General features: G+C 41.9%; 10 protein-coding genes. 5 read left to right on the top strand and 5 right to left on the bottom strand.

The annotated features are described in order from the left end of the window. Positions 1-13 precede the first annotated feature (13 nt). Positions 14-283 (bottom strand): DUF1289 domain-containing protein, encoded by a 270-nt coding sequence (locus ACT3TU_RS12065; protein WP_192524865.1) that lies wholly within the window; start codon positions 281-283, stop codon positions 14-16. Positions 284-469: 186 nt separating this feature from the next. Between ACT3TU_RS12065 and ACT3TU_RS12060 the strand changes: the two genes are divergently transcribed. From ACT3TU_RS12060 to ACT3TU_RS12050, 3 genes are all read left to right on the top strand, one after another. Further along, the gene (locus ACT3TU_RS12060; RefSeq protein WP_192524864.1) at positions 470-1,087 is read left to right on the top strand and encodes a YqiA/YcfP family alpha/beta fold hydrolase; all 618 of its coding nucleotides are present in this window, start codon (positions 470-472) and stop codon (positions 1,085-1,087) included. A 137-nt stretch (positions 1,088-1,224) separates the two neighbouring features. Continuing rightward, positions 1,225-3,111, top strand: a complete 1,887-nt coding sequence (gene parE, locus ACT3TU_RS12055) for a DNA topoisomerase IV subunit B (protein WP_192524863.1) — start codon at positions 1,225-1,227, stop codon at positions 3,109-3,111. 198 nt (positions 3,112-3,309) lie between these two features. Beyond that, positions 3,310-4,005, top strand: a complete 696-nt coding sequence (locus tag ACT3TU_RS12050) for a lysophospholipid acyltransferase family protein (protein WP_192529661.1) — start codon at positions 3,310-3,312, stop codon at positions 4,003-4,005. Between the two features lie 148 nt (positions 4,006-4,153). Here ACT3TU_RS12050 and ACT3TU_RS12045 read toward each other — a convergent pair whose 3' ends face one another. Further along, a complete protein-coding gene (locus ACT3TU_RS12045; protein ID WP_192524927.1) occupies positions 4,154-4,822 on the bottom strand; it encodes an SDR family NAD(P)-dependent oxidoreductase in 669 nt (222 codons plus the stop codon). A 700-nt stretch (positions 4,823-5,522) separates the two neighbouring features. After that, positions 5,523-7,226: a mechanosensitive ion channel gene (locus ACT3TU_RS12040; RefSeq protein ID WP_192523871.1), complete on the bottom strand. Its 1,704-nt coding sequence runs from the start codon at positions 7,224-7,226 to the stop codon at positions 5,523-5,525. 490 nt (positions 7,227-7,716) lie between these two features. On the opposite strand from ACT3TU_RS12040, the gene ACT3TU_RS12035 reads away from it, so the two are divergent. Continuing rightward, positions 7,717-8,448, top strand: a complete 732-nt coding sequence (locus ACT3TU_RS12035) for an FKBP-type peptidyl-prolyl cis-trans isomerase (RefSeq protein ID WP_192523870.1) — start codon at positions 7,717-7,719, stop codon at positions 8,446-8,448. A gap of 148 nt (positions 8,449-8,596) precedes the next feature. On the opposite strand, the gene argA is transcribed toward ACT3TU_RS12035, so the two are convergent. After that, complete coding sequence (gene argA / locus ACT3TU_RS12030; protein ID WP_192523869.1) at positions 8,597-9,919, bottom strand: amino-acid N-acetyltransferase; 1,323 nt, start codon at positions 9,917-9,919, stop codon at positions 8,597-8,599. A 369-nt stretch (positions 9,920-10,288) separates the two neighbouring features. Between argA and ACT3TU_RS12025 the strand changes: the two genes are divergently transcribed. Then, on the top strand, positions 10,289-10,876 hold the full coding sequence (locus ACT3TU_RS12025; RefSeq protein WP_192523868.1) for a hypothetical protein: 588 nt from the start codon (positions 10,289-10,291) through the stop codon (positions 10,874-10,876). Positions 10,877-11,179: 303 nt separating this feature from the next. Here the strand turns inward: ACT3TU_RS12025 and ACT3TU_RS12020 are convergent, their stop codons facing one another. Then, positions 11,180-12,205 carry a patatin-like phospholipase family protein gene (locus ACT3TU_RS12020; RefSeq protein WP_192523867.1) on the bottom strand — a complete coding sequence of 342 codons (1,026 nt, stop codon included), beginning with the start codon at positions 12,203-12,205 and terminating at the stop codon, positions 11,180-11,182. Positions 12,206-12,405: the final 200 nt, after the last annotated feature.

Genomic DNA, 12,405 nt, shown 5'->3' with positions numbered 1-12,405 from the left:
AAAAATTTAATAACTATTTTTCTTTAAACAACTCCCCAATTTCAACTACTTCTTCAAAATCAAACCCTAACTGCTCACCTTTACGCTGGCGCATCTGCTCAATACGCTGCTTGCGTCCTGCGATTAGCCTTAACACCTCACGGCGCTGCTCGTTAGTCATCTCATGCCACAATTGACGCTCCTTACGACTGCGCAGACAGCCAAAGCAGTAGCCCTTTTTATTGCTGGTGCAAACGCTAATACAGGGATTGGTAATCTCGAACAGCTCAATCTGCTGGCTCATGGCATCTCCATTGCTAGTAATATCATTCCTTTGGTTTGCACAAACCGACCGTTACGCTACTATTATGTCGCAAATAATGAATAGTAGTGTGCCATTTTATTATTACTGTTTTTCTTGCGCTGGTGCTATGCTTGATTTGATTTAAAAAAACAATCATAACGACATAATAAGTAAGTGAGAGGATACGTGAACATTATTTATATTCATGGGTTAGACAGTGATGCCAATTCTACCAAAGGCATTTTATTAGAAGAGTTTTGCGAGAAATATTATCCTGATATTACCGTCCTACGCCCAGATTTAAACCAACCTCCTGAGCAGGTCTTTGGCTATTTGACTGACTTGGTTGCTGAATTGAATAAAGATGACAGAGCCGTATTGGTCGGCAGCTCATTAGGCGGTTATTTTTCTACCTTGGTTAGCAACCATACAGGCTGCCCAGCGTTATTATTAAATCCTAGTACGCAGCCACATATTACGTTGCAGCGGTTTTCTAGGGAATTAGCTTTAAAAAATGATGTCAACGATGAGGATTTAAGTAGTCAGGTTCTCCACTCGACAGCTGGAGGTTGGGATATTACTAATGCAGATTTGCAGTGGTTTGAAGCGCATCAATTATCAGCTGTTAATTATCCAAATAAAGTTTCTGTTTTAATTAAAGAAGGTGATGAGCTATTAAATCCTGAACTGTCTAAAATATTTTATCAAACGCAAGGAGCGACGGTCACTCTACAAGCGGCTGGCGATCATCGATTTAGCGATTTTGGTGAACAGCTTCCGCTGGTTATTAGTATGCTAAGATAATTGGTATAGTTGTCATCAGCGTTTGAAACAGACGACATTATATGACGTAAGCGACTGACTATTAACGTTACCGTCGCTATTTTTCGTTATAATGGTTGAATAGAATTAATCGCACATAAATAGTTAAGGATGCATTTGTGAGTCAATATAATGCGCAATCGTTAGAAGTTTTAGAAGGACTAGAGCCAGTCCGTCGTCGTCCAGGCATGTATACCGATACCACGCGTCCCAATCATTTGGCACAGGAAGTCATCGATAACTCCGTTGATGAAGCGCTGGGCGGTTATGCCAAAGTTATCAAAGTTCAATTGCATAGTGATGGATCGTTGTCAGTTGAAGATGATGGTCGCGGTATGCCAACCGATATTCATCCTGAATATGGTCAATCAGGTATTGAGCTGATTTTTACTCGCTTACATGCGGGTGGTAAGTTTTCGACCTCTAATTATGAAGTATCAGGTGGTTTGCATGGGGTTGGTATTTCTGTTGTAAATGCCTTATCCACACGAGTCGAAGTAACCGTTTGGCGTGATAGTACGCAGTTTAATATGGCGTTTGAAAACGGCGCACCGGTAACGCCTTTAACAGAAAGTATAAGCTCGAATAAACGTAAAAGAGGCACTAAGGTGCATTTTTTGGCGGATGGTAGCTTTTTTGATACGCCTAAGTTTAATGTCAAGCAGCTAAAGCACAATCTAAAAGCCAAAGCTGTACTAGCAGCAGGATTGACGATTGAGTTTGTCGATGATATTAACAATGAAAAAGTTGTCTGGCAGTTTACCGACGGCGTTGTTGAATATTTAAACGAGCAATTAGACGGGCTTGAAACACTGCCGTCTGAGCCTTTTTATTATCATTATGAGGCTAAAAAGGGTGAGCGTGCTGGTATTACTTTTGCGCTATCTTGGTTACCTGATGGTGGTACGCCCATTCAAGAAAGCTATGTGAACCTGATACCAACGGCTCAGGGTGGTACGCACGTTAACGGCTTACGTACAGGTATTTTGGAAGCGTTACGTGAGTTTTGTGATATTCACAACTTACTGCCACGCAGTGTGAAGCTGACGGCAGAAGACGTGTGGGATGGGGTTAATTATATCTTGTCACTTAAGTTTTCTGAGCCGCAATTTTCGGGTCAAACCAAAGAGCGCTTATCGAGTCGCGAAGCGGCTGGAGCGGTGCAAACGTTGGCAAAGGATGCGTTTAGCTTGTGGTTAAATCAACATGCTGATTTGGGTACGCAGATTGCAGAGCTGGCGATTAATAAAGCCGGTCGCCGCCTCAAATCGGCTAAAAAAGTAGCCCGTAAAAAAATTACTCAAGGTCCAGCGTTACCTGGTAAGTTGGCAGATTGTCGCGGTGATTTACGCGATGGGGCGGAGCTATTCTTGGTAGAAGGCGATTCTGCTGGTGGTAGTGCCAAGCAAGCGCGCGACCGCCATTACCAAGCGATATTACCTCTGCGGGGTAAGATTCTAAATACGTGGGAGGTATCGTCTGATACGGTTCTTTCGAGCCAAGAGATTCATGATATTGCTATCGCCATCGGTGTGGACCCAGCGTCGGATGATTTATCTGAGTTGCGCTATGACAAAGTATGTATTCTAGCGGATGCCGACTCTGATGGTCTGCATATCGCCACATTAATTTGTGCGTTATTCGTCAAGCATTTCCCAGCGTTGGTAGATGCGGGTCACTTATTTGTGGCCATGCCGCCATTATACCGTGTCGATGTCGGTAAAGAAGTGCATTATGCGTTAGACGAATCTGAACTTGAGCATATTTTAGCCAACGTACCTGGCAATAAAAAAGCCCAGATTACACGCTTTAAAGGACTGGGTGAAATGAGTGCCGAGCAGCTACGCGAAACGACCATGAACCGAGATACGCGCCGCCTCGTACAATTGGATATGGATGATATGGTTTTGACCAATAGTGTGATGGATATGTTGTTGGCTAAAAAGCGCGCCGCTGATCGTAAATCATGGCTTGAAAATAAAGGTAACTTAGCGGATATCTCATAAGGAGTTTTAGGAGGTTATTGTTTATCCGTCTTACTGATATAGTCAGCTCAATGTCCAAGCAATACAGCTAGGCTGAGATACTTTGGTTCATATAGAGGACACGACCTAAATAGTTGGGTAATAAAAGTCTATAAAATTCAATCTAGTAGCATAAGCTTAGTGGTATTATATAGGTATCTTTTATTATGTAGTTTTGCTATGACATCAAAGTTTTTTATGCGTTCTAAAGCGGCTGCTTTTCAATCTGCACGCTCTAAAATATTACCGGTACTTAGCAAAAAACAGCTGGGTAATTTAGTTCCAAAACGCGGTAATAAATTCGCGCCAGTGGTTGCCTCGGCTTTGTTAAAAGCGGCGGGCTGGCGTACCGTTGGAGAGATTCCAAATATATCGCAGGCAGTGGTATTGGCATTACCACACACGTCGAATGTCGATGGAGTTTATGCCATTCCAAGCTTGTTTGCCTTAGATTTGAAAATTAGCATTATGGGCAAACATACTTTATTTAAGTTGCCTGTGTTTGCTCAGCTATTAAACTGGATCGGGGTCATTCCTATTAACCGTGGGAATAAAGGCTCAGTGCTACAAGCCAGTATTGATAAGTTTAAAACTGGTGAGCCATTGTTTTTAGGGTTAGCACCAGAGGGTACTCGTCAATATACTGAAAACTGGAAAACGGGTTTTTATTATTTAGCAGTGGGAGCTGGTGTGCCAATTTTGCCAGTAGCGCTAGACTATAAAACCAAAGAGATACGTTTTATGTCTCTGGTCTATCCTAGTGGCGATATCGACGCTGATTTACCAAAAATCTATGCTCAGTATAAAGGGGTAATGCCTAAACACCCTGAGCGCTTGTCACAGCCGCTACAGGACGTAAATAACGCCGCTGACTAACATTTTTAAAATATTGATTGTTGGTCAGGGTTTATGAGTTTTCAACACGCGCTATATTTATCATTAAAAAACCCCTCGACATAAAAGTGTCGAAGGGTTTTTCGTTTAAGCCTATATTTTTATTTCCAATAAATTTCTTAGCAATTGGCTAATTGCTGAAAGTACTAACACCGCCGTCGACAGGTAGGTTGATGCCAGTGATCATGGCAGCGTCATCGCTGGCTAAAAACATAACCGCAGCTGTCACATCAAAAGGTGTCGCTGCCTTTCCTAATAAAGCGTGCTCTATAAATGGGTTTGCGCTGTTATCTTTAGTGACTAACCCTGCTGCGACCGCGTTAATACGTACATCGTTTGGCACATTTTCTAATGCCAGTTTTTTTGTGGCTTCAGTCAAGCTTTGCTGTTGGGTTTTATAGGCATCGATACTCCAGTCAGCAGGTATATCGGTTAGCGTCGACACATTAACGATATTACCTTTGGTTTTTATCAGCTCTGGAACGACTGACTCATGGATACCGATAGCAGTATCTATATTGATCATCACGTCGATATGCTTGTATTTTTCTAATACATACTCTATTAGTTTTGCCGTTTGGGTTGGGTCGTTAATATCACTGGTGACGGTAAGGTGGTTGCCTGTGTTGATCCATGTATGGTCTTGCGGCAAGTCCTTATAGATATACTCTAAGATTTCATTATTAAGGCCAACAATTATACAATTAGCCCCTTCGCGTGCGAACCTAAGCGCCGTTTCACGACCAATATCTGAATCTGCACCTGTTACGATAACCGTCTTTTCTTTAAAACGCTTCATATTATTCAATCCTTGGTATTATATGATGGTCATCAAATAAAATTAATAGATATATCTGATAAATGTAATCGAGCGCAGTCTATAGATAAATCTGCGCGTAAGCTATGCCGCTTTGCTATCATCATAGCAACTCAGTGCTGCGAAAGCGACTGTGTCCAATATCTTGTGTGTCGCTTAATTTTTACGGCCATCAAGTCGCTGTCATGTGTAAAGCACCTACGTACTATAGTTAAAATACTTTAAAAACGCTACGATACTGCGGGTATAGTTTTTTTGCAGCCTCTGTCTGCGTAGGCACAGCAAGCAAGAAAAAACGGTACCTGCAGTACGTGATGTAGTGATATTACTTCTCACTGATTATACAGCTCATTCTAAATAAAATCGATACGTTAGTAATCCTGTGCTACTGGTGCTAATTTTTCTTGCTGGCTGTTCGCACACGTTAGCGGATCTAAAAACCCTCAATTATCAATAGGGGACGCACTACTGCGCTTGGCAATATCAATACCAATTGCCTTTGGGTAAGCTGCAGCTATTGGAGCTGATAAAAATAAACCATAGATTGAATAATGAGTATTTTTGAGTCGCAGTAATAAATCACTTCAATAATAAAGTACGTTATATGCTCGCATAAAAAAAGACAGCCTAGGCTGTCTTTTTTATCTAACAAATCATATTTAGACTAAAGCGTTATGACTGCTTATTTATTATTGATATCGTCGTCAAGATCGTTACCAGGTAATAAATGGTTGTCATTATCAATGACGCCGTCGTTGTGGATAGCATCGTTATTGATGTCATCAGTATTAACACCAGTCGTCGTATCGACTACATCGGTACGTAAGTCGTTCGTCGGCGTGTTTGTAGCAGTAGGTGTGTTATCACGAACTGAATCAGCAACTTTATCTTGAGTTGATGATTTTGGCGTCAAAGCAGATTTTACTTTTGCTTCGTCACGCTCTTTGTCCATTTTATCCTGCATTTTGCGTAGGAAACGAGCTGCTGCTTCTTGTCCACCAAGACCAAATGATAGGGCAAAGGCAACGGCTACGGCACCTAGTGTTAGACCAAATGCTAGGTTAACAATAGAGTCAGCAATACCCATCGCTTTTAGACCCATGGCCAGTACTAAGCCCATGATCAATACACGTACGATGTTTGCTAGGAACTGTGAACCTTGCTCAGAACGCTCAACGACACCAGCGATGATGTTGGCAAGCCAGAAACCGATAAACAGGATAATCGCGCCTAGGATGATATTGGCACCGAAAGCGATAAACATAGTAATGATCGCTGAGATAGGCTCAAAACCTAATAAGTCAGCAGCTGCGATAGCGGCAAACAGCATAGCAAAGAAGATAATCGCATAACCAACAAGGTCAGAGATTTTCTTGTCGCCCATCGTTTGCTCTAAACCAACTTTCGCAGGTAATTGATTCACTTGGGTGTTTTCAAGTAGACCTTTGATGATGTTAGCAACCATACGTACAACATAGAAGGTTACGACTAGAATCGCTGCAGCCATAAAGATATTTGGCAGTGCTTCCATGATTTTGTTTAGCATGTTTGTTGCAGGACGAGCAATCACATCAATTTTTAGGGCGTTTAATGCCGCAATAATCGTTGGGATAATAACCACTAAAAATGCCAATGAACCAGCAATATTAGGTAGGCTGTTCTGCTCGTTCAAACCCGCTTTTGCCGCAAGTTCTTGGACATTAAAGGTAGAAACAAGGTTGGTCACGATGCCGCGTACCACTTTAGCAATGATATAACCGACAACAAAGACCACACCAGCGATTAGGATGTTAGGGATAAAGCTAAAGATTTTATCTACCATATTAGTTAATGGAGCAAACAAACCATCAAGCTCTAATTGACCCAATACCATGGTCAAAACGACCAATAAAATGAACCAATAAACCATATCAGCAATGGTACTGCTCATTGGTTTTACGCCCGCTTTAGCACTTAAACGCTCATCCATAGTCGTTTTAGCCAGTGCAGCGTTGATGCCTGTGCGTGCAACGGTAGCCAAAACCCAACCAATAATACCCACAGCGATAGCGCCGATAAGATTAGGTATAAATACCAATACTTGGTTGACCATATTTGCGAATGGTGTAGAAATTGAGTTCAAGTTCAATTGGTTCAACGCCCCAGAAATCGCGATGATAAAAATAAACCAAAATACAATTTTGGAGATAATACCTTCTAAATCGTAGGTTTTACCGGTTGAAGAGTTCATACGTTGATTAAGATTGACCTTAGAAAGTACACCACGCACTAATGCTGCGATGCCTAGTGCGACTAGCCAACCAATAATAAATATTAAAATAGCACCGATGATGGAGCCGATAGGCCCACCAAGATAACCGTTAAAAGATGCAAACATTGGATTCATTTTATCCTCCTTTAATCATCATATAATAGTCGTTCAATAGTATAAAAAATACAGTTATTAAGCGACATCGATATATAGATGGTTTTGATAAATAGTATTTTTAAAATTAAGTTATGCGGTGATATTATAATTTTTGAGTGCTTTGTCTTATATAATAAGAGTATTTTACTGCCAGTAAGTATCAACTTCCTTTGTAATGGTTGCTTCCGTATTTCACTGCCAATAACCTAAAAACAAATAATAAAAGTTCACACTCAGTCACTTATCACCTTAACTAATTCAGCTTAGCTGATGTATTAGTAGATTTAAAGACAGAAAGCTTAACCTGTTACTGTATTTGTGTGATAACTTGTTATTATGACCATAAATATTAACATAGACTGTACATTCGCCCGATAATTTCATCCCAAGCATGGCTCCTAAAACTAAGATTTGTTATTATAGGCCCATGTGACATCTCGCCACTATTTTTACAATTTGAGAGTATTTTATGAAAAAAATCACTACTTTAAGTATTAGTGCACTTGCTAGTGCTATGTTATTAATCACAGGCTGTAGCACAAATAATGGTAGTCAAGAATCCGCTGCCAAAAGCGTTTCAATCACTGAGCAAAGCCCAGCCAATGAAAAAGTGGGTTATAGTTTAGGTTTCATGATGGCAGAAGGTAATAAAGAAGCCGTTGGTGATCTAGACCTTGATACTTTTGAAAAAGGCTTCCGTGATGGTTATGAAGGTAATGATTCAGCATTGACCGAAGAGCAAATGCAAGAAGTATTGATGACTTATCAACAAGAACAAGAAGAGAAGTTTGTCAAAGATATGGAATCAAAAGGTGAAGAAAATAAAGCCAAAGGTGAGGCTTTCTTAGCCGAAAATGGCAAGAAAGAAGGGGTAAAAACCACCGCTTCTGGCCTACAGTATAAAGTGTTGACGGCGGGAAAAGGTAAGTCACCAAAAGCGACTGACGTGGTTGAAGTAAACTACGAAGGTAAGCTAATCGATGGTACGGTATTTGACAGCTCTTATGAGCGCGGTGAGCCAATCGAGTTCCCACTTAACCAAGTAATCGCTGGCTGGACGGAAGGTCTACAGTTGATGAAAGAGGGTGGTAAATACGAATTTTATATCCCATCAGATATCGCTTATGGCGAAGCGGGTAACGCAGGTATCGAGCCGAACAGCACGCTTATCTTTACTGTTGAGCTATTAAAAGTAAAGTAATGCGTTAGTGGTACCGTGAAGCAATAAAGACCATAAAAAACCCTCTTAATATTTAAGAGGGTTTTTTTGTGGATTCATGACTGAGGTTTTTAACGCTTAAGATTTCTTATGTTTTTAAGGTATCTATTTTATTTAGTATCAACAGGCCCTAAAGGTTTTTTTGAAAGACCTTAGAGTTACGGCCGTTATGGTAGGTTTCTTGACGTGATTCAGGTAAAGCACTGGCCTCAACTTCAGCGAAGCCTTGCTCGACGAACCAATGCGCGGTCCGAGTAGTCAGTACAAACAGCTTGTGCAGACCATGACTGCGTGCTTGCTGCTCTAAAAATGCCAGTAAATCAGCACCGCGGCTACCGCTTCGATACTCAGGATGTACGGCCACACAAGCAACTTCTGCGGAATCGGCATTCAATTGATTAAGCGCTGCACAGCCTAAAATCATACCGTCGCGCTCAATCACGCTATAATTATCAATATCTTGCTCTAAGCGCTCGCGTGAACGGCTGACCAAAATGCCTTGTTCTTCTAGTGGCGATAGTAGCTCGATTAGCCCAACCACGTCGTCGATGTCAGCGCGGCGAATTTCTTCATAAGGGTCATGACTAATCAGCGTGCCAGAACCGTCACGAGTGAATAACTCTTCTAATAACGCGCCATTTTTGGCATAGGAGATGATATGAGTACGATGGACCCCTTGGCGACAGGCGCTACTGGCGCAGCTTAAAAAGTAGTTAATCTCACAGTTCAACTCACGATCCCGTAAGAAGCGGTCGACTTCATTGGGAATCATCTCACGTAGCAAGCGGTCATCATGGTTGATACCAGCTTCTTCACCTAAGAATATTAGCTTGTCAGCACCAAGCGCCACTGCCGCACTAAGGGCAACGTCTTCAGCCAATAAATTGAAAACTTCGCCAGTCGCCGAATAGCCCATCGAGCCTAAAATCACAATATGGTCGTGGAGTAGGTTGTTTTTAATGGCTTCAACGTCGATAGAGCGTACTTCACCGGTCATCTGATAATCAACGCCATCACGAATACCATAAGGACGTGCGGTGACAAAGTTACCTGAAACGGCATCGATGCGTGAGCCGTACATGGGTGAGTTGGCCAAGCCCATCGATAGTTGCGCTTCGATTTGCAAGCGAATCGCACCAACTGCCTGTAATATAGTAGGCATCGCTACTCTTGGAGTAACACGAATGTCTTGATGCAGAGGAGATTTAATATCAGCGTCTTTGAGGTTCTTTTCGATTTGCGGTCGAGCCCCATGGACCAACACCAGCTTGATTCCCAAGCTATGTAATAAGGCAAAATCGTGAATAAGCGTACTAAAATTGGTATGGTTGACTGCCTCACCACCAAACATAATCACGAATGTTTTACCGCGATGGGTATTGATGTAAGGAGCAGAGTTACGAAACCAGTGGACGTATTCAGAGTTGATTTGGGGCATGGCGCTAGTAGTCATAATAGGAGCAGCAATAGTCAGAATAAGAAAAAGGGCGCCGCAAAAAATGCGCATCGTTAAAGATTTACCATAGCAAAAAACGTCGTTATGAGCTATCTTTTATTTCAATAGTATTTTTCAGAAATATTCTTTAGGTTTAGTACTGATTGATTATATACACAACCTCAACACGCGGTTAGTGTACGTACAAATGCTTTTTGCTATGCTAAACGCTATTGCTTTACAGGCGGCGAACGAAGATAATTAATAAAATACGGAAGCTTATGTGGTCTGCTGATTAGGCATGGTAAATGCTTAAACATACGATAAGTGCTATTCAGTTTTACCAGCTATTTTTTACCGACATATCAACTAGGGATAATGAAAATCATGAAAAAAAGCAACCAATTTGCTAGTCCATTTAGTGCGTGGAGCGGACATCGCTTGTTTCACGTTGTGGCTGGGACACTCATCGGTGCGATGGTCGTGACACAAGCCTCAGCGATGCTACCGACACCAGAGCAAGCCGTTGATAGCTCAGCAGCTGTTCAGACCAGTGCCAATAAAGCGTCTAATTCAAGTGCCCAAGCAGTGAATAGTAAAATTACTGCCTCGTTGATTAGTGTTGACGCAAATGGTGAAGAGGTTTTGGTACCTGTTGATGCCAATACGCGCTTGCAGTCAGGTAATGTTTTGGAATATCAAGGCTATTTCACCAATACCAATACTGATCGCGTGCGTAAAATGACGGTTACCATGAGCATCCCTGAAGAGGTAGAGTTGCTGAGGACGGTATCTCCTGATTTTCCATACGGCAGTGCCGATGGCGATACCTTTGCCCGTATGCCGCTACGTGGAAAAGTTGATAATCAACTACAAGAAATCCCGTTAAAGTATTATAAAGCAGTACGCTGGGACCTTGAGGGTGTTGGCCTCAATGATACGGTCGCGGTAAAATATCGTGCTCGCGTCAAATAAATCAGTTGCTTACTAGCTACACAAATTTAGATAAATACTGTTTCTAAAAACTAGAAAGCTAAGTATTAGAAAAAGCACGACAGTTTATGGCTGTGGTGCTTTTTTATTGCCAGCGATTATGTTTTTTAGAAAGAAAGGAATATAGGGGCTGAATTCTATACAGCCCCTAGTCAGTGAAAAGTAAAATCGATACATCACGTACTGTAGGTACCGTTTTTTCTAGCTCGCTGTGCCTACGCAGACAGAGGCTACAAAAAAACTATACCAGCAGTATCGTAGCGTTTTTAAAGTATTTTAACTATATTATAGAGTTGCGTATTTGCTGCTGGATTTTTCTTTGATTAATTGCTTGATTGCATTGATTTGTGCGTTAGTGGCTTGTGAGCCAGCAGTAATAAGTGCGCGGCGCTGACTGGTATCTACTGAGCTGATGTGACTGACATTTGGGGTGATGACGATATCAGCGCGGTCACGTTCATGACGCATCGATGAGACGCGATTGGTGCTTGGTTGTGCAGTGGCTTTAGACATGACGTTGCCGTTAGATATGAGGTTATTCTCTAGAAATCCCCAAAAGCTGGTTAATGAATTGATCGTCAGTGGTTTATTGTTCGTGGTTGTATTACTCGTAGCGGTGACATCGACAGCGATGATAATATCGGCCCCTAAATCGCGTGCAGCATCGACAGGTACTAAGCTCACCACACCACCATCGATATATTTTTTGCCGACTTTTTCTGGAATACGCGGGGCGATAAAGATATTGGGCACACTACAGGATGCTTGTACCGCAAGTCCTGCATCGCCAGAGGTAAAGACGGTCTTTTTAAGCGTGTGCTTTTCGGCAGCAACGGCGGCAAAACGCATGGGGAATGAGTCTATTGCGCGCCCATCAACGTGAGCATTAATAAAGTTTTTGAGCTTAATGCCTTCTATGAAGCCTTGGTTGGATAAGGTAAAGTCCGTCAACTCGCTATCTGTTGTGGTCAGTGCCAAGCGTTCGAGCTGATTGGCATTATAACCACTGGCATATAAACTGCCCACCAAACTGCCTACACTAGTACCCACCACCAGCGTTGGGGTGATACCATTTTCTTCTAACGCCTTAATCACACCCACATGAGCAAAGCCTTTGGCACCGCCACCGCCCAGCACCAAGGCGACACTAGGCGACGCTATTTCAGGTGTATCTGCTGTTGGAGTCGTTGGGGTTAAAATACTACAAGCGCTGATAGATAGCGCTAACGTAGTGAGTATACTGATACGCGTAAGCCCTAAATGAAGAAAACGTTGATAATGGGTAGCAGAATGGGTAGCAGAAGTAGGCATAAAAAAGACCTTGTATAATTGCTATAATTTAGCAAAGAAGACAGCAGTTATTGCTATGATATAAATGACTTATTCGTCTTGGAAGCGTTGCGAAGCAGTATTACTAATTCGTTAAGTATAAGTCATTAAGCATAAGCAATTAGATTGTCAGTTATAATCATACTGGCTTAGCAATATTACTTAGCATTTTATAAAACAGC

This window comes from Psychrobacter sp. AOP3-A1-26, assembly GCF_052378235.1.
GTDB lineage: Bacteria > Pseudomonadota > Gammaproteobacteria > Pseudomonadales > Moraxellaceae > Psychrobacter.
Note: the sequence above shows the minus strand (reverse complement) of the source record. Positions and strands in the feature narration are given on the sequence as shown.